Below are 17,198 nucleotides of genomic sequence, written 5' to 3' on the forward strand. Positions count from 1 at the left end.
TTTAAATGAGAGCACAATCTTGCACAAAATTTAACGATGATTCTGACTCCCACATCCGTTTTCCAGCACGAGTGAGATTCTCATAGTTAATTTCAGTTAAACAAACCAATTCATCTCCTAATCGGTAGCTAGGATTTTTTTCCTCAAAAAACTGAATATGGGGATTAGTCTGTCTTCCTGTGGGGATTTCAATCAACCCCTCGCGGAGAATTTGGGGATGGTGGAAATGGACGATACCAGTTGCTTCTTGGTATAAACTACCATAGTATTCGCGTGCTAAACTCACCATCAGATTTGCAACATCGGCAGGTGTTGTGACATCATAACGTGGATAGAAATTTTGCCAAAAAGTAGGGAGAAAACGATAAGTGCGAAAACCAGAACAAATTAGCAACCAGTAAAGTTTATTTTCTGCATAGTGTTGATGCAGAAAATTGATGGCGGCAATCCAACTACGTGGTAGTGTTGTACTCGACCAAGCACTAGGATCAACAATAGTGTCGCCGGAATATACGACACTAATTTTTTCTCCCAAAAAAGTCTTTTGACATAACATCAGAGTTGAAAATCCTTTGAGTGCATTGGATGTTTCATCTCTTAACAACACAACCCAGTTTTTGCGCTCTAGATCAATTTGAAACCCATCCCAGGTTATACCTTGAAAGTGATTTTGCAGCAGCGCATACATGGCGATGCGCTCGCTTGATTGCAAATTTTGAACAGGAATCAGCAAACTCTTCATTATTCGGAAATTACCTAAAATCGATTTGTAATATGTTTGTAATTAACACTTTATCGACTACCTTACTAAATTTACAGTGTAATGTGACAGATTCAAAAATGGTTATTTACGTTACAATTATGTATTCACATCTTGCACCTTCTCAATCAGGTTTGGTGGGCATTGTCCACTCTACAAAATAATTCAGATGTTGGTTAGGTTGAGAAACAAAACCCAAGATTACCAAAGTTTTTTTTGGGTTACGCTGCTACTAACCTAACCTACTATTCTACACCTCTGTTTTTTGACCATCGAGACGGTTTTAACTGATTTACATACTCCATATATTGAGCTAATGGCTGATCAATACTAAGGAGCAACTTCGGATTAAAACGAATATTGTCGTAAATTTTGCCATCCTCATCTCTGAGCATATAGTAAGCTAATCGAGTACAGAATAGCAAAAACTGACTTTGCAGATATCCCACAATACCTTGACGTTTTTCAGTTACATAAATTGGTTGAATTATTGTTCTTCCAGATGCAATTGGACTATAAGCATATATCATATACAGTGGCGGAAAAAGCCTAACATCCTTCATCATTGTTAACAAACCAATGCAACCATGAGCATAACGCATTGAATATTGATATGTAGAACCAAGAAATATTTGACCTAACTTTTCTCTCCAAGTAGTTTGAGGGAATTGTCCTCGCATTGTAAAGTCAATTTGTGTATTTAACTCGCTGCAATGTAGCGACAGATCCATTTTGATATCTAAATGATGAATTGTTTTTAAATGTTGAGCATCAATCCCATTCATCATACAGATATGGTGATGGCAACTTCTTTCAAATGGAATATCAGCTTGTGCAACAATTTCTTTACCTTTTAATTCATCAAAATCAGCTACTACCTCTGGTGCTTTAGCATCTGGATAAATCCAGATAAATCCATACTTTTCCTCCGTTGCATAAGCTTGTAATTTAGCTTGAGTAGGAATTTCTGATTGACAGGGAATATTTTGACAAAGTCCTGTTTCATCAAATGCCCAATGATGAAATGTACAACGAATCCAATTACCATCAACCTTCCCAATTCCTAAATCTGTCCCCAAATGAGGGCAGTAAGCATCCAAAGCCCGCACTTGCCCATCTTCACCTCTAAAAATGGCAATTTTTTGACCACATACTTCTACAGATTTTGCTGTTTTTTTAGGTATTTCATGACTAGGACAGGCAATATACCAACCTTTAGCAATTACATTCCAGTTATTAAATATTTGCATAATTGTTTGATAGATAATTATTTAATATTTCTTGTCGTTGGCGAATATCATCTTGATATTTACCCATCAAAATCCTAAATAACATTTTACCCAAACAATAAGAAGCCCGCCAAGAAAATACAGCATCTTGTAAATCAATATGGCTACGCTCAAATAAAAAATGTCCGGTTAATCCCAATAATTGAGTTAACGGTAAGTCTAAGAGTAACCAAATATTTTGTAAATTCCAAGTATAAAAGAGTAAGCCGTAAAAAAATAATATTCCCAGAATATGTAGAGTAATATTAATCGGATGCTGATGTTTAAGAATAAAAATATCCCAATAGTCTTTAAAAGGATGATCTATAATTTGATGGTCAAGTGACCTAAGATCCTGGTTTCAATGTAGATGCTTTCCTTCACGGCAACTTATGATTCCCTTTAATCCAAACTATCCCCTTAATTTATACTATTGCTTACCGATAATTTTTTTAATGTTACCACCCACATTCTGTCACTTTTGTTGGCTGGCGCTGATTAAAAGAATTTTTACTAGCATCAGCAGATTTAGTTTCAAAGCCTTCTGACATCAACTTAACTCCTGGCAATTTTCAACGACAGCATTGGATTTGTCTCATTGATCTTGCTCAGTCATCAAGTCCATTTTTTACACGGTCGTTTATGCTTATCCTCTTTAATTTGTCAAATTATCTTTATACCAAATTAAATGAGCTTACTCTGTGTACCTCAGTTGCTTAGAAAACTCTATATTGACTACTCAGCTTCCTGCCAACCCTCAATAGTTGCCAGCAGAATGTTAACCAGTGGATGATCGACTGCCTCTTTGAATGCCTCGGTTCCTCCTATCTTGAGCGCATTAATGACCCGTGCTTTCAGTGTAAGGTTCTTTTTGATTTCCTCAGCCGCTTTAGCTACAACTATCAGTTTTTCCACTTCGTTTGTAGTGGAGTTCGTTGCTTCCAGTTGCTTCAGGAGTTGATGAATATCTGCTGCTGCTTCAGCAAGATTTTGCTTTTGTTGGGACTCATATATATATTGGTTAGCTTGCTGGTGACCACTATCCTGAATCTTATTAGCAAAGTTAGCAATTTTAACTTCATTCATGTGAGTATTAAAGGTTTCTGACACAGATTTATCCTCTATAGTGAAATTTTGAATAAACAAGTTTTGTTCTTTGTACACATCATTATTTGATATGTTTTGGTGTGATAATGTCAAAATACTTTTTTGACGATTTGGCAGACATAAGTTTTTGATGATTAATAAAATATTATTCCAAAAATCATGATTTTTGTGAAATTCGGATAAAATTATCTGAATTTGTTCTACTTCTTGAGGCATGTCTTGAAATTCAAATAATTCCCTTGCTTTTTGAAAACTTGTTCTTGCTTTGTTCCATTTACCTTGCTCATAAAAAATATATCCTTGTCCTGTATAAGCTACTGCACAGTTACAGTCTAAATCAATTGCTTCCTGAAAACGTATGAGAGCAGCTTCAAATTTACCTGCTTTTTTAAAATCATTTCCTAAACTAGCGTATACTACTGCAACACCCTCATTATTAAGTTCTAATCTCTGCTGCAAGTTCTCTAAAAACTGATGACCTTTAGGGCTAATACGCCCATCTATCTGAATGTTGTGATTTAACAACTGCTTGTAGCTATGTATTTTTTGCTCATAATTTTGACAATTCTTAAGAATTTCAAATTCAATCAATGTTGCTTGTTCTAAAGATATGCCAAGATATTTTTGAGATTCTGTTAATTGATAACGAGCATTATCGGTTAATTGTCCGTCAACGATTTCATAATATTTATATACCAAGTGCTCAACTTCTGTACGATATTCTTTAATTACATCTTTTACTTCATCCATGATATATGTAACGGAACTGTACAATATAAGATAAGCAAATATTAACTAATCATTATTTTTCATTAAAATTGTCTTTTTTAGAATCATGAGTAACAGAATGGACAACTTTAACAGCTACTGTTGTACCTACTACAATTAAAATGCTTCGCTTAATTTTGTATCCTCTATTTGCCCATAATTCTGATTTTTCGATTAGTTTCTTATTAAGATGTTTAGCTAAATCATCACTTATTTCCTTATTAATAAATGAAGAAATTGACTTGTTTACTGCTAGTGCTTCATCTTTTATCAAAAAATCATTTGAACTTGGCAACCTCTCATTTTCATTAATTAATTTTTTAATTCTTACATCTAGGCTATTTGAAATAAAACTAGCAATTATGAATTCATCTAAGACTTCATCTGCTACTAATTGTAAAGAAGCATTTATTAGTGCTTTGGGGGCTTTATCGCCGATTTTTCTAGATAGTTTATCGTTAAGTTCTTGATAAATTTTGGTAGATAATTTATGAGAATAATATTTTTCAAATTCGTTATACAGTGTTTGATTTAGTATTTTATCACCTTCAAATCTTAAACTTTGAGGTAAATCTATATCAATTCTTTCAGTTAAATATTTATACGCTTCCTGAGATTCAAAAGGTAACTTTTCGCTTTCTTTGATTACTTTATCTGTAAGTTCTTGTTTGTATCTGATATAAGATTGACCAGTTAAATTATTAAAGTTTTGCGCTCTTTCCCTAAATTCTATAAATTCTTCTTGATTTAAAGTTACTGGTTGAGATTCTACTGAGAATTTAACTTTATATTTTTTTATTAAGTTTTTATTTGAAACTGCTTTATTTAGCGAAAGATAATGATTTAATGTACGAATATTTGTCCCTGATTCTAATGTATCTTCAGATCCTTTGATCGCAGTTTTTTCTATTTCTATTTCAACTGTTTCTTTAATAAGTTTGGCTGTTCCTATTCTAGATATGCTTTTACAGCCGTATAGTGTGAAGCTATTAAACACACTAAATATAACAAAAACAAATATAAAATTTATTTTTTGTAACATTTAATATTCTCTTGTATATATGATTTGTCCTCTTATGGATGGAGAGACTACAATTCATTTTAAGTGTTTTTACGATTGCTAGATTTACTGAAGTTTAAATATTAATAAATTTTAACTGATTGCAAAATATCTTAAATAGTCCACCTAGAAGCGATCTCACCCGCCCCTTCTAGGATAAAGAAATCCTTCCGCAGATACCCAAGCTTACCCGTTACCAATAGCCATCAGTTGGGTTAACAAAAATACGCGTTCCTCAATGCGCTCAGATATCCACCGCAAATCTGGTACACTATCTTTTAGTTGGCGCTGTCGCAAAATCTCAACTCCCGCGACTGTCGCCACTCTATAAATTGTTTCCATATACACAAGCTTAAATTTGGTAGCGTGCGTTATCGAATTTTATCCTAACGCACCGAAAATTTCTGACGGTGCGTTATGCTGACGCGATAACACACCCTACAAAACCAGATTATCGAGTTAGGAGGCTGAGAAATCTAAACTTTGCTGAAAAGAGATCAGCAGTTCATTCAATGCAGCCATATCAATTAAAAATGCGTCATGTCCGTGGGTTGACTTCAACCACGCCAGTTGAGCATTAGGGATTAAATTTGCCAATTCTTGTTGTTCTACTGGAGGATAGAGGATGTCAGAATCAATTGCGACAACTAAAGTTGGTTGCTGGATGCTTTGGAGAATAGATTCATAATCTGACAAATCAGGACTAGTGCGATCGCGTGCAATATCGTGGCGATCCATTGCGTGGGTAAGGGTGATGTAAGTGTTAGCATCAAATTGTTCTGTTAGCTTTTGACCCTGATGCTGTAAGTAACTAGCTATAGTAAACTGCTCAGATGCATCATACTGCCGTCCAAAGCGGCTTGTAAAACTATCCCAAGAACGGTAAGTAGACATCGCCATCATCCGCGCTACTGCTAGTCCTTGGTTTGGGGGCGCATCCAGAGTGTAGTTCCCTCCTTGCCAGTTTGGATCGGCATAAATTGCTTGTCTTTGGGCTTCACTTAATCCAATACACCAAGCTGAATGTCTGCCAGAAACAGCAATGGGTGCAATTTCTTTCACCTTTTCTGGATATAATAATGCCCACTCCAGTACTTGCATCCCACCGAGCGATCCGCCAATTACTAATCGCAGAGATTGAATACCCAGGTATTCTAGTAGTACAGCTTGCAGGTGAACCATATCTCGGATTGTAATCTTAGGGAAGGATACACCATAAGGCTTTCCCGTTATGGGATTGATAGTAGTTGGCCCAGTTGTGCCGTAACAACTTCCCAAAATGTTGCTGCATACAATATAGTCGCGTTCTGGATTGCAGGCTTTCCCTGAACCAAACAAAGGTTCCCACCAATCATCAGCGTCAGCAGAACCAGTTAAGGCATGACAAATCAGTACCCCATTATCGCCTTGAGCATTTAACTGTCCCCAGGTGCGATAGGCAACCTGAACCGCAGTTAATCTTTCGCCGCCTTCAAGTTGAAATGGCATCGTCATCTGGTAAAACTGGGTTTGTGGTGAGATGAAGTCTAAGTAGATCATATCTAGGTAGGGAGATGAGGGAGCAGAGGAGCAAGGGAGCAGAGGAGCAGTTGCAGTAAGTCTTTCCCCTCTGCCTCTTGTGCCCTATGTCCCATGCCCCATGACGCCACTTGCTTCTCCTGTCGGAGACGCTACGCGTAGCTTGCTTCTCCGTAGGAGTACAAGTCGGGCATTGCCCGGCCAGCGCAGTGGCTCCCCAATGCACAATTAAAAACTAAATCCTAACTTGCCGGAATGCCTGCTCAAAATCCTCTTTGATGTCGTCGATATGTTCAATTCCCACTGATACCCGCACCAAATCGGGTGTCACACCTGCTGAAAGCTGTTCGTCATTACTTAGCTGTTGATGTGTTGTGGAAGCGGGATGAATAACAAGAGTTTTCGCATCACCAACATTTGCTAAATGACTCGCTAATTTCACCTGATTAATAAAAGCTCTACCCGCCTCTAGTCCACCTTTGATACCAAAGTTTAAAACTCCCCCAAAGCCATGCCGAAGATATTTTTTGGCTCGTTCATGATATGGGTGATTAGGAAGCCCCGGATAATTAACCCATGATACTTGCTCTTGCTGCTCTAACCACCGAGCCAATTCTAGGGCATTGCTCACATGACGATCTACACGTAAAGAGAGAGTCTCTAATCCTTGCAGTAACAGAAAGGCGTTAAATGGACTTAAGCACGGGCCAAAATCTCGTAATCCTTCAACTCTGGCACGAATAATAAAGGCAATGTTACCAAAGGAACCACTAGGGCCAAATACTTCTTGAAAATTTAGCCCATGATAGCCGGGTGCTGGCTCCGTAAATAGAGGAAATTTGCCATTACCCCAGTCAAATTTACCCGAATCGACAATTACGCCACCGATGGAAGTACCATGTCCACCAATCCATTTAGTTGCAGATTCCACTACGATATCAGCACCATGTTCAATAGGCCGAGCTAAATACCCACCAGCACCGAAAGTATTATCCACAATTAAAGGTATGCCGTTTTCGTGGGCAATGTGAGCTAAAGCGGCAAAGTCGGGAATGTTAAATTGGGGATTGCCAATGGTTTCAACGTATAACGCTTTCGTGCGATCGTCGATCGCTTGACGAAAACTTTCTGGGTCATCTCCCGCAACAAATTTGACGTTAATACCTAAACGTGGTAAAGAGACTTTAAACTGGTTATATGTTCCACCATACAAAAAACTAGTGGAAACAATATTATCCCCAGCCTGAGCAATGGTACTGATTGCCAAGAATTGTGCCGCTTGCCCGCTAGCGGTTGCTAATGCTGCTACACCCCCTTCTAAGGCAGCAATCCGCTTTTCAAATACATCCGTCGTTGGGTTCATGATGCGGGTGTAAATGTTGCCAAATTCCTGGAGAGCAAATAACCGCGCTCCGTGGTCGGTGTCGTCAAAAACGTAGGAAGTCGTTTGGTAAATGGGTACAGCACGAGCATTAGTTCCAGGAGCCGGCTCTTGTCCAGCATGAACTTGCAGGGTTTCAAAACGATATTGTTCTGACATAAGCAGTTATTTGAGTTTCCAATTATACAAATAATTAATAATAATTGAACCTTGTTTTGGATGAATCAACCGTAATTTGGAAGGCTTACCGTATTTTAACTTGTTGTGCCCAGGATTCCTTATCTTTAGCACAACAAGTTGGACTGACACTCAAGCAAGAAATAGAAACTAGTGGATTTGATAGTTACCTGTATATGGAGTCAGCAGCAAATCTGCTGGCGGTGCATTTGTTGAAATGCTACTCCACGCAGAAATTTATTATTTGAGAATACACAGGTGGATTACCAAAACATAAATTAATATAAGCGATCGCTTATATCAATGATAACTTAGACCAAAATTTGTCCCTTGCAGAAATTGCTGCGATCGCCACAGTGACAAGACAATTTCATTAGGCTCAAGGCTGAATAGTCTTCGCCGACTGGTTAAATAACAAATCTCGTAACTTATCTGGATCGAGCGCTTCAGTTTTGAATGCTTCTGCTTTTTCATAGGCGCGAATTGTTGCTGGACGCGCTTTAATTGTCTCAAACCAGCGCTTGAGGTGAGGAAAATTCTCTAGGTTTTGACTTTGGAGTTCATGGGGCACAATCCAGGGATAAGCAGCAATATCGGCAATGGAATAATCGCCAGCCACAAATTCTCTATCTGCTAGTTGCTTATTTAGTACTGCATATAAGCGTCCCGTTTCATTCACATAGCGGTTAATGGCATATTCAATTTTTTCGGGAGCATAAGCACTAAAGTGATGATTTTGTCCCGCCATCGGCCCCAGCCCTGCCATTTGCCAGAATAACCATTCTAAAACTTGAGTGCGATTACGTAAATCTTGGGGGATTAATTTCCCGGTTTTTTCTGCCAAATATAGCAAGATTGCACCAGACTCAAATACCGAAATTGGCGCACCTTCATCTGCTGGCTTGTGGTCAACGATCGCAGGCATCCGATTGTTAGGAGAAATCTTCAGAAATTCTGGCTTAAATTGATCCCCAGCCCCAATATTCACAGGAATTATGGTGTATGGTAAGCCAACTTCTTCCAAGAAAATTGTAATTTTATGACCGTTTGGAGTTGCCCAATAGTAAAGTTCAATCATGGTTATTTTCCTAAAATTGTGCGATTGTTTTGTAGGTTAATAGTGCGTTACAGACATCTCTTAATTACGAATTACGAATTAGATTGTGGTGATTTTGCGATCGCAGCCCAAACTCTGTGGTGAACCGGAAGAATTGGTGTAGAATATTTTGTTTCGAGCAATGTTGCCAATTCCTGGTCAAATACTTCTACCTCTTCTGGTGTCAAGCTGGCTCCCACGCCAGCACTAGCACGAATTCGTCCCCGCCAATCTTCGTGTGTATAAGACACAAATACATCGTAAGAAAATGTGCGGATATCTCGAAATCCTCCTTCGCCAATGTCTTGTAACCACTGGGGATGCAAGCCATTACCGCCGCCTAAATTCCATGCGGGATTATGAGCCTCGATTAGTTGTTCTGTTGCTTCAACTACATTACCTTTTAAGGGTATCCAATCAAAATGTGCGATCGCGAGCAAGCCATTTACTCTCAATATACGAGTAATTTCCTCGACAGCACGCAGACGGTCAAACCAATGCCAACACTGTCCAGCTGTCACCACATCCGCACTGGCATCTGGTAACTCAGTATTCTCGGCAGTTGCGACTCGATAATCTACTTTAAGTTGCACAGATTCGCTTAACAGTCTGGCTTGTTCTAAAAGTGAGGCTGATGGATCTATGGCAATTACATAAGCACCTCTATCAGCAAAACCCCGCGCTAGTGTTCCTGTTCCTGTGCCGAGGTCAACAATATTCTGCCCTGGTAAACCTATACCATATTCAGACAGTTTGTTAAATAATGAACTGGGAAAACCAGCGCGGTGTTTTGCATAATCAGTAGCAGTTGCACCAAAATCAATTTTCATACCTACAAAACTATTCTTGTAACAATTGTCTAGGCTAGAAGTTCTCTACCCACAGACGTAGTTCTACTTCATAAGTCCAAGCACTGCGGGGTTGGCGGAGCATACGTGTCAACTTAAGCTGAAAGCTATATTGGGTAGGTGTTTTACACATCACCTCACGTCCTCATCCCCTAACCCCTTCTCCCTTGGGAGAAGGGGAATTGAATCTCTTGCTCCCCTCTCACGGATGGAAAAAAGGCTGGGGGTGAGGGCAAAACGTTCTCACCAAGCGGGTTTCACGTTAAGTTGACACCAATATTGGGGGAGAATGCTGAGATAAGTTTGAGCGATTTTAGTTTTCCTCTTGGGGAGAAGGGGTTAGAGGATGAGGGCTTGAGCAATTGTATGTAAAACTAACTTGATATCATTAAATATTTGCTCATTACTAAAGCGAATCACAGTGAAGTGATTAGATTGTAACCAGTTTTCTTTGATAAAATCTTGAGCTTGCTGATTTGCATGAATACTACCATCTAACTCAATAATTAGTAATTATTCGTAACAATAAAAATCAGTGATATATCTACCAATATTATGTTGTCTGCGAAATTTTGTATTTAACAAACGTCTATCCCTTAAACATTCCCATAATATTTCTTCTGCGGGTGTTTGTTGTTTTCTTAACTCACGGGCGCGTTCTAATAATACTTTGGAAATTTGTCGGTTTCTACCAGCTAATCTAGTAATATCTGCCCTCACCCCTAGCCCCTCTCCCTCTGGGAGAGGGGAACAAGATTTATCTTTATTTTTATCTTCTTGATATTTCTTCTCTTCTTCTGTTTCTTTACTCCCTCTCCCTCTGGGAGAGGGTTGGGGTGAGGGCTTATATCCCATAATTTTGTACCTAAAACAAACTCATCTCTCCCCTTATCTTTCCCCTTTTTCTTGCGTTTATCATGTACGCAATTGTTGAATGTCAGTGGTGGGATTGTGGAAGCAGTTGTAAGTTTTGGCTAATCCTTCAGAGAATGCAAATTATCCAAACGTTGCTGTACATTTATAACCACTTGCGATCGCAGTTTAATTTCCACACCTTTTTTAAAGTAACGTATACAATGGACGGCTACTACCGCCAGCAACGGAGGCAGCAGCCCAATGAGCAGCATTTTCAGCCGGAGAAACGAGATTTAAAAAGGGTTTAGGCTTAAGTATGACACCAATGCCCTCAACCCTTACCCGCTCTTAAGCGTTAAGCGCTTCCTCTTGATTGGTTTCGATAACGCAATCAGAAAGGGGCTTGGCCACGCAGGTGAGAACCCATCCCGCATCAATTTGATCGTTGTCTAAGAAGTTCTGATCGTCTTGGTCAACTGTACCTGAAATCAGCTTGCCAGTGCAGGTAGAGCAAGAACCAGCGTTACAGGAATAGGGCAAGTCTAGTCCATTTTCCTCGTTAGCGATCTCTAGGATGTACTCATCATCAGGGACTTCAATTACTTTTTCGCCTTCTGGGGTACGCAATGTAACGTTGTAAGTTGCCATGTAAAAATTCCTAACTCAATATAAACTCTATTTTCGATACTACGGGTTTATGTGCAGCTAGTCTAGAGTGAAATCTAGTTGATTATTCTATATCTTGAGACGCTTAGTTTTAACCGGAAGCAAGAGTAAAAAATGCTGCGATCGCTTCAGCAAATCCCTCAAATGAACTATAATCTTTGGACACGATAGAGACATTCATACCCAACTTTTGGGCATTGGCAGTTGTATAAGGACCGAAACATGCAATAATGCAACGTTCATAATCGCTTTGGGAATTGACCATTGTCAAAAAGCTTTCTACTTCCGCCGTGCTACTAAAGGCAATTACATTGATTATTGCTTGACGTATCAGGTTTAATTCAATACTGTAGATATTTTTATCTAAACCCTGTGTAATATAGGTGGGTACGCGAGTTACTTTCATACCCAATTTCTGCAAATCCGTAATTAAATTAGGTACAACATCAGGCTCAGGCAAACCAACAACTTCAGGAGCCGGGATCAGCACTTTTTTATTGTGAATTTGCGGAAGTTTCGCTAGTTCTGCGACAATTCCGGCTGGGCTAGATTCTGTGGGGATTAAATCTACTTTGCCACAAAAAGATGATAAGCTTTCTGCGTCTTCTCCTAATGCACATAAGTGACATTTTTGTACCACAGATACGGGAATATTTAAATCATTCATCCTCTCAAAAAATGCAGTGATACCATTTCTACTGGTGAAGACAATCCAATCAAATTCGTCTATCTGGCCTAGAGCAGTATCTAACTTAGTGTAGTTTGATAAATAGCAGGTTTCGATAGTAGGCATGAGAACAGGTAGACCACCTTGTTTGATGATTTGTTCAGACAGCCTAAAAGCATAATTTCTCGGTGCTGTAACTAAAATTCTCTTGCCATATAGAGGTAATTCTCTAGATGGAGTGAGTAGGTTGATTTCTCTTGATTGAGTGTGCATTTGTTTATCTACCATTTCATCGCTATTCCAGCTTAGAATGAGCGTTGCTCAATTTATAGCGGTTTTCAGTTGAGTCCAATAGAGACCTAACCCCCAACCCCTTCCCTACTATCGTTGAGAAGTAAAAACTTTTTTGTGAACAAGAACTGTGAGGAAAGTTCGATATACTAAGATATTTTGTGATAGCTGAACCAGAATCGAATACCTTGCTCACTGCTCACTGTATCTGGGGCCGACTTCTATAGTTCCATCAGGCAGGATGGTTTTCCAGAAAAAGACGTAGAACATAGTGGAGTTAATTTTCAAGTTACTGGCACTACCAAAGTTTGTCTCAATCAAAATTGCCCAACTAAAATCAGCATTGAGCAAATTAGCACCTCTCAAACTTGCCCTAGTGAGATTAGCGCTCTCCAAGCAAGCACAAGTAAGATTAGCACTCCCAAGACTAGCACCTCTCAAGTTAGTACCAACCAGAATAGCCTCGCTCAAATTAGCACCTCTCAAGTTGGCACTACACAAATTAGCGCCAGTAAGATTAGCTCTACTCAAATCCACCCCCTTAAAATCAGCAGAGTGCAAATTAGCCCCTCTCAGATTGATTCCTCTCAAATTAGCACCTTTAAGCAACTCTATCCCTGCCGTATCAGTAGCAGGCTTCAAGTCAATACCAGCAAAGTTTCTTTCTCCAGCAACATATCTTCTGAGCAACTGTTCAGTAGTAATCTCCATAATTCATTTGTAGGAATGAGTTGGGTTCTTCTGCCTATTTTATGGTTGGTAGAGCCACTGACATTATTTGATAATAATGTCATCAAAGGCTTTGACTGTAAGCTTCTAAAGCTGTCAAGCAACAAGTTTCTAGTATTACGTTCAAGAAAAGAGCCGATAAAGCCAATTATTTATATCTTGATTCAGCAACGCCAAAAGCTTATATAAAACCTAGCCATTTTTCTAGGGTGAATTCTCCCCATTTTTCCGATGCCATCTGTGTTGATAAAACGGCACGATATGAATATCTAAGAACGTTTGCAGAAAAATCTTATGTCTTCATTACTGGCTTTGTCCAACAGTTTAGCTGACACCGTAGAACAAGCTGGGAGTGCTGTGGTTGCTGTGAATGGGGGTACTCGTGTTTCCCCAAGTGGTATTCACTGGCGTAATGGGATCATTGTTACCTCTGATGAGTCCCTCCAGCGCTATGACGACATCACCATCACTCTATCAAATGGTAGCACTGCACCAGTAACACTCGTCGGTCATGACTCTAGCACCGATATCGCTGTTTTTAAACTAGAAAATGTCGAAATACCTGTGGCAAAAGTTGGCGATGCCAAAACGCTCAAAGTCGGTCATCTGGTACTAGGACTGGCAAGAGGTAGCGAAGGTGACTTAAGAGCGGCGATGGGTGCGGTAAGTGTGGTTAGCGGTGCTTGGCGAAGTATGAGTGGCGGAAATATTGAGCAATTCATCCGCCCAGACATCAACCTTTACTCTGGCTTTGCAGGTGGGCCGCTCGTAGATGCTGGTGGTTTTGTAGTAGGTATGAATACATCGGGGCGGCGTGGTACTGCTTTGACTATTCCCACTGCTACAGTCGATCGCGTGGTTGACCAATTAGTAGCAAAAGGACGTATTTCAAAAGGCTACTTGGGTGTGGGAATGCAACCTGTACGCTTACCAAAGAACCTGAAAACATCTCTAAATTTAAGTTCTGCAACTGGGGTAATTGTCGTTAATGTTGAGTCTTCGGGGCCTGCTGATAATGCAGGTGTGCTGCTTGGCGATGTTTTGGTAACGTTCGATGGTGTAACTGTTGGCGATACAGGTGAGGTATTGGCGCTGCTTAATAATAGCGATCGCATTGGGAAACCTGTCAACGTGCAAGTTGTCCGGGGTGGAGTATTAGTTGAGTTAGCGATCGCAGTTGGCGAACGACCTACTAAGGAAGAATAATGCCAATTTGCGATCGGTTTAACTAGCTTTGTCAAAATTTATCTAAATTTTCTATTCATTCAAGCTTTGAACTCGGAACTTCGACCTTTTTGCTCGAAGGTTGAGCCTCTGAACTCGGAACTTCGACCTTTTCGCTCAAACGTTGAGCTTCTAAACTCGGAAGTTGCACCTTTTTACTGAAAGGTTGAGCCTCTGAACTCGGAAGTTGCACCTTTTTGCTCAAACGTTGAGCTTCTGAACTTGGAAGTTGCACCTTTTTACTCAAACGTTGAGCTTCTGAACTCGGAAGTTGCACCTTTTTGCTCGAACGTTCAAGCTTTGAACTCGGAACGCTCACTGATTCTACTTTGACATGCTCAAAAATTGTATAACATGGCAAACACAACATTAACTAACATCGCTGCTGAATTGACAGAGGTAGCTGCTAAACTACGCGATCGCACTGTCAAAGTAAAAAGCGGCTCTCTAGGAGTCGGTTCTGGTGTCATTTGGCAACCTGACGGACTAATTATCACTAATGCTCATGTGGCAACCAGCAACCGCGCAACTGTGGAATTGGCAGACGGAAGAGTATTTGATGCAGTGCGTACCCAATTTGATCCACAGCAGGATTTAGCAGCTCTGAAAATTGTCGCCACTGATTTAACTGCTGCAACTATCGGCAATTCTGAGGCGCTACGAGTAGGTGAATTAGTCTTGGCGGTGGGTAATCCCTTTGCTGACAGTGGTGCTGTGACAACTGGAATTATCTATGCAAATAATCCACGAGCAGTTATGGCTGATTTGCGGCTGTATCCTGGTAATTCTGGGGGGCCACTTGCCGATTGTCAAGGCCTTGTCGTGGGAATTAACACGATGATTGCTAATGGTTTGGCTGTGGCAGTTCCCAGCAACACCGTTGAGCGTTTTTTACAGGGAAATAGTCGTCCGCAACTGGGAGTCACACTGCAACCTGTGCTTTTAGATAGGCGTAGATTGGGTTTATTGGTATTGTCAATTTTACCTGATAGTGCGGCGGAAACTGCTGGTGTGCAAATCGGCGATGTTTTAATTGGAGTTTTGGGGCGATTATTCACTAGCATGAATGACTTAACCAAATATCTCCATGAAAGTAAAGGATCTGTGCCGCTACAACTCCTACGCGGTAGACAGCAATTCGTAATTTATGTTGCCGTGCAGTCTGATAAAACTGCTGTGGAGGCGACATGATCCGGGTGATGGTGGTTGCTACTTCCCCTGTGGTACGAGCAGGGTTATCAACTGTAGTGACTACCAATCCTCGGTTGACGGTTGTGGGGAGTGCATCCGATTTGGATGTATTGGCAAGTGAAGTTGGGCAATTACAGCCAGATGTGGTGCTGGTAGATTTGAGCGGTAATTTTCAACAAGCGGTGTGGGAAAAATTGCTGATTATTCAAGAACAGCAATATCCATTAGGAATGATCGTCATTGTTGAAGAACTCGACAGCATCGACTTAGAGACGGCGTTACGTTCTGGTATCCGGGGGATATTGCCCAGTACTAGTACAGAGTCAGAAATTGTCGCGGCTGTGGAGGCGATCGCTTTTGGTTTACTGGTGCTGCACCCGGATGCTGTAGAATTACTGTCTATCCGCGAAAAAATCGTCACGAATCCTGTACAAACCTTGACACCACGGGAGATCGAGGTTTTAGGAATGCTTGGGTCAGGGTTGGGAAATAAAGCGATCGCTAAAGGCTTGCACATTTCAGAGCATACCGTCAAATTTCATCTCTCATCTATTTTTCAAAAGCTCGGTGTCTCCAGCCGCACTGAGGCTGTTGCTGTGGGTGTGCGACTCGGTTTGATTATGCTTTGATCTCCAGTTATTATCAGTTGAATGCAATTGATCATGAGCTAAGATCCCGTCTAAGGAATAAGAATTAAATAACATACAATTTATGTCCCTGACTTACCTCACCCTCAATCCCTCTCCTTATAAAGGAGAGGGAAGCAAGATAGAGGATGAAGTTTTGCATTTTATTTAATCCACGTTCCTAAGGAGTGCTTGAAGTCTTCCCGGTTTTAAAGGGGTACACCGAGAATTTATGCTCGTGATATCCTTTATTGATGACACGCCCTCAACGCACACATTTCTACGATTGAAAGAATTACCATGACTTCTGACAAACATTCTGTATCCTTGGATGACGCACGACGAATAATAGCGGCTGGAGAAGCGAAGGCTCGTGCAATCAGACAACCAATGAATCTTGCGGTTGTTGATGCTGGCGGGAATCTTGTTGCTCATATTCGTATGGATGGTGCGTGGATCGGAAGTATCGATATCTCAATTAACAAAGCATTTACTGCTCGTGCGTTTGATCTCTCTACCAAATCCCTTGGTGAGGATGCTCAACCAGGAAAACAATTTTATGGTATTCACGCCTCAAATGGAGGACGAATCATGATCTTTGCCGGGGGTATACCACTTCAACGCGATGAGCAGATAGTTGGTGCGATCGGAGTAAGTGGTGGTAGCGGTGAACAGGATCAAGCTGTAGCAGAGGCAGCTGTCGCAGCTTTCTAATACCATTACACTAAACATCTTTAAAATAGAAGCAGCGCCCATTTAGCAGTGAGATTAGCAAGTCCACCCAAAAATCGTAACCACACCTAACTATTGTATTTATCTACCAAACACCAGGAGGAAACGCGCGTTTCCTCCTGGTGTTTTTGTTAGTTTTTATCCCGGAAAACTTCGCACTTTAGCTATTTTGTCTAAACTTGTTCCGAATCAGAGGCGAAAATCAGAGTACAGTTCAAAATTTGATTGCAGCAT

20 protein-coding genes and 1 pseudogene are annotated in these 17,198 nt (G+C 40.4%); 5 read left to right on the forward strand and 16 right to left on the reverse strand.

All coding sequences use genetic code 11. From position 1 onward, the window contains the following. Position 1: 1 nt before the first annotated feature. The 8 genes from V7K60_RS04545 to V7K60_RS04580 all read right to left on the reverse strand — a co-directional run bounded on the left by V7K60_RS04545 (position 2) and on the right by V7K60_RS04580 (position 8,021). On the reverse strand, positions 2–742 hold the full coding sequence (locus tag V7K60_RS04545) for a hypothetical protein (protein WP_334923305.1): 741 nt from the start codon (positions 740–742) through the stop codon (positions 2–4). A 263-nt stretch (positions 743–1,005) separates the two neighbouring features. Further along, positions 1,006–2,010, reverse strand: a complete 1,005-nt coding sequence (locus tag V7K60_RS04550) for an aromatic ring-hydroxylating dioxygenase subunit alpha (protein ID WP_334923306.1) — start codon at positions 2,008–2,010, stop codon at positions 1,006–1,008. Continuing rightward, the gene (locus V7K60_RS04555) at positions 1,997–2,359 is read right to left on the reverse strand and encodes an Mpo1-like protein (protein WP_334923440.1); all 363 of its coding nucleotides are present in this window, start codon (positions 2,357–2,359) and stop codon (positions 1,997–1,999) included. Before V7K60_RS04555 ends, V7K60_RS04550 begins: the two co-directional genes overlap by 14 nt. Before the next feature lie 404 nt (positions 2,360–2,763). Next, entirely contained in the window at positions 2,764–3,885 is a 1,122-nt protein-coding gene (locus V7K60_RS04560) for a tetratricopeptide repeat protein (protein ID WP_334923307.1), read from the reverse strand. 52 nt (positions 3,886–3,937) lie between these two features. Continuing rightward, a complete protein-coding gene (locus V7K60_RS04565; protein WP_334923309.1) occupies positions 3,938–4,945 on the reverse strand; it encodes a hypothetical protein in 1,008 nt (335 codons plus the stop codon). Between the two features lie 204 nt (positions 4,946–5,149). Further along, on the reverse strand, positions 5,150–5,305 hold the full coding sequence (locus V7K60_RS04570) for a hypothetical protein (RefSeq protein WP_334923311.1): 156 nt from the start codon (positions 5,303–5,305) through the stop codon (positions 5,150–5,152). A gap of 117 nt (positions 5,306–5,422) precedes the next feature. After that, entirely contained in the window at positions 5,423–6,502 is a 1,080-nt protein-coding gene (gene metX / locus V7K60_RS04575; protein WP_334923313.1) for a homoserine O-acetyltransferase MetX, read from the reverse strand. A 214-nt stretch (positions 6,503–6,716) separates the two neighbouring features. Beyond that, positions 6,717–8,021, reverse strand: coding sequence for an O-acetylhomoserine aminocarboxypropyltransferase/cysteine synthase family protein (locus V7K60_RS04580; RefSeq protein WP_334923315.1), 1,305 nt, complete (start codon positions 8,019–8,021; stop codon positions 6,717–6,719). A gap of 44 nt (positions 8,022–8,065) precedes the next feature. Between V7K60_RS04580 and V7K60_RS04585 the strand changes: the two genes are divergently transcribed. Next, positions 8,066–8,287: a hypothetical protein gene (locus V7K60_RS04585; RefSeq protein WP_334923317.1), complete on the forward strand. Its 222-nt coding sequence runs from the start codon at positions 8,066–8,068 to the stop codon at positions 8,285–8,287. A 131-nt stretch (positions 8,288–8,418) separates the two neighbouring features. On the opposite strand, the gene V7K60_RS04590 is transcribed toward V7K60_RS04585, so the two are convergent. From V7K60_RS04590 to V7K60_RS04620, 7 genes and pseudogenes are all read right to left on the reverse strand, one after another. Then, positions 8,419–9,117, reverse strand: a complete 699-nt coding sequence (locus tag V7K60_RS04590; RefSeq protein WP_334923319.1) for a glutathione binding-like protein — start codon at positions 9,115–9,117, stop codon at positions 8,419–8,421. Between the two features lie 71 nt (positions 9,118–9,188). Beyond that, the gene (locus V7K60_RS04595; protein ID WP_334923321.1) at positions 9,189–9,965 is read right to left on the reverse strand and encodes a class I SAM-dependent methyltransferase; all 777 of its coding nucleotides are present in this window, start codon (positions 9,963–9,965) and stop codon (positions 9,189–9,191) included. A 357-nt stretch (positions 9,966–10,322) separates the two neighbouring features. Beyond that, a pseudogene (locus V7K60_RS04600) lies at positions 10,323–10,838 on the reverse strand (endonuclease domain-containing protein). Positions 10,839–10,957: 119 nt separating this feature from the next. After that, complete coding sequence (locus tag V7K60_RS04605; RefSeq protein ID WP_334923323.1) at positions 10,958–11,110, reverse strand: hypothetical protein; 153 nt, start codon at positions 11,108–11,110, stop codon at positions 10,958–10,960. Between the two features lie 76 nt (positions 11,111–11,186). Next, positions 11,187–11,486, reverse strand: coding sequence for a 2Fe-2S iron-sulfur cluster-binding protein (locus tag V7K60_RS04610; RefSeq protein WP_334923325.1), 300 nt, complete (start codon positions 11,484–11,486; stop codon positions 11,187–11,189). 109 nt (positions 11,487–11,595) lie between these two features. Beyond that, positions 11,596–12,459 carry a uroporphyrinogen-III synthase gene (locus V7K60_RS04615; RefSeq protein WP_334923327.1) on the reverse strand — a complete coding sequence of 288 codons (864 nt, stop codon included), beginning with the start codon at positions 12,457–12,459 and terminating at the stop codon, positions 11,596–11,598. A 195-nt stretch (positions 12,460–12,654) separates the two neighbouring features. Further along, positions 12,655–13,173 (reverse strand): pentapeptide repeat-containing protein, encoded by a 519-nt coding sequence (locus V7K60_RS04620; RefSeq protein WP_334923328.1) that lies wholly within the window; start codon positions 13,171–13,173, stop codon positions 12,655–12,657. 312 nt (positions 13,174–13,485) lie between these two features. Between V7K60_RS04620 and V7K60_RS04625 the strand changes: the two genes are divergently transcribed. Continuing rightward, positions 13,486–14,397 (forward strand): S1C family serine protease, encoded by a 912-nt coding sequence (locus V7K60_RS04625; RefSeq protein WP_334923330.1) that lies wholly within the window; start codon positions 13,486–13,488, stop codon positions 14,395–14,397. 55 nt (positions 14,398–14,452) lie between these two features. Here V7K60_RS04625 and V7K60_RS04630 read toward each other — a convergent pair whose 3' ends face one another. Further along, complete coding sequence (locus V7K60_RS04630; RefSeq protein WP_334923331.1) at positions 14,453–14,692, reverse strand: hypothetical protein; 240 nt, start codon at positions 14,690–14,692, stop codon at positions 14,453–14,455. Between the two features lie 77 nt (positions 14,693–14,769). Between V7K60_RS04630 and V7K60_RS04635 the strand changes: the two genes are divergently transcribed. The 3 genes from V7K60_RS04635 (at position 14,770) to V7K60_RS04645 (ending at position 16,946) form a co-directional block, all read left to right on the forward strand. Further along, positions 14,770–15,606, forward strand: a complete 837-nt coding sequence (locus V7K60_RS04635; protein WP_334923333.1) for a S1C family serine protease — start codon at positions 14,770–14,772, stop codon at positions 15,604–15,606. Continuing rightward, on the forward strand, positions 15,603–16,235 hold the full coding sequence (locus V7K60_RS04640) for a response regulator transcription factor (protein WP_334923335.1): 633 nt from the start codon (positions 15,603–15,605) through the stop codon (positions 16,233–16,235). Before V7K60_RS04635 ends, V7K60_RS04640 begins: the two co-directional genes overlap by 4 nt. Positions 16,236–16,532: 297 nt before the next feature. Then, positions 16,533–16,946, forward strand: a complete 414-nt coding sequence (locus V7K60_RS04645; protein ID WP_334923337.1) for a GlcG/HbpS family heme-binding protein — start codon at positions 16,533–16,535, stop codon at positions 16,944–16,946. Positions 16,947–17,198 lie beyond the last annotated feature (252 nt).

Origin of the sequence: Nostoc sp. (assembly GCF_036917555.1) — a bacterium.
In the GTDB taxonomy this organism is placed as follows: domain Bacteria; phylum Cyanobacteriota; class Cyanobacteriia; order Cyanobacteriales; family Nostocaceae; genus Nostoc.

Coding starts and splice junctions, on each gene's coding strand:
- V7K60_RS04590 (WP_334923319.1), bottom strand. CDS start 9,117: ATGATTGAACTTTACTATTGGGCAACTCCAAACGGTCATAAAATTACA.
- V7K60_RS04625 (WP_334923330.1), top strand. CDS start 13,486: ATGTCTTCATTACTGGCTTTGTCCAACAGTTTAGCTGACACCGTAGAA.
- V7K60_RS04605 (WP_334923323.1), bottom strand. CDS start 11,110: ATGCTGCTCATTGGGCTGCTGCCTCCGTTGCTGGCGGTAGTAGCCGTC.
- V7K60_RS04545 (WP_334923305.1), bottom strand. CDS start 742: ATGAAGAGTTTGCTGATTCCTGTTCAAAATTTGCAATCAAGCGAGCGC.
- V7K60_RS04595 (WP_334923321.1), bottom strand. CDS start 9,965: ATGAAAATTGATTTTGGTGCAACTGCTACTGATTATGCAAAACACCGC.
- metX (WP_334923313.1), bottom strand. CDS start 6,502: ATGATCTACTTAGACTTCATCTCACCACAAACCCAGTTTTACCAGATG.
- V7K60_RS04640 (WP_334923335.1), top strand. CDS start 15,603: ATGATCCGGGTGATGGTGGTTGCTACTTCCCCTGTGGTACGAGCAGGG.
- V7K60_RS04620 (WP_334923328.1), bottom strand. CDS start 13,173: ATGGAGATTACTACTGAACAGTTGCTCAGAAGATATGTTGCTGGAGAA.
- V7K60_RS04645 (WP_334923337.1), top strand. CDS start 16,533: ATGACTTCTGACAAACATTCTGTATCCTTGGATGACGCACGACGAATA.
- V7K60_RS04635 (WP_334923333.1), top strand. CDS start 14,770: ATGGCAAACACAACATTAACTAACATCGCTGCTGAATTGACAGAGGTA.
- V7K60_RS04560 (WP_334923307.1), bottom strand. CDS start 3,885: ATGGATGAAGTAAAAGATGTAATTAAAGAATATCGTACAGAAGTTGAG.
- V7K60_RS04570 (WP_334923311.1), bottom strand. CDS start 5,305: ATGGAAACAATTTATAGAGTGGCGACAGTCGCGGGAGTTGAGATTTTG.
- V7K60_RS04580 (WP_334923315.1), bottom strand. CDS start 8,021: ATGTCAGAACAATATCGTTTTGAAACCCTGCAAGTTCATGCTGGACAA.
- V7K60_RS04610 (WP_334923325.1), bottom strand. CDS start 11,486: ATGGCAACTTACAACGTTACATTGCGTACCCCAGAAGGCGAAAAAGTA.
- V7K60_RS04565 (WP_334923309.1), bottom strand. CDS start 4,945: ATGTTACAAAAAATAAATTTTATATTTGTTTTTGTTATATTTAGTGTG.
- V7K60_RS04615 (WP_334923327.1), bottom strand. CDS start 12,459: ATGGTAGATAAACAAATGCACACTCAATCAAGAGAAATCAACCTACTC.
- V7K60_RS04550 (WP_334923306.1), bottom strand. CDS start 2,010: ATGCAAATATTTAATAACTGGAATGTAATTGCTAAAGGTTGGTATATT.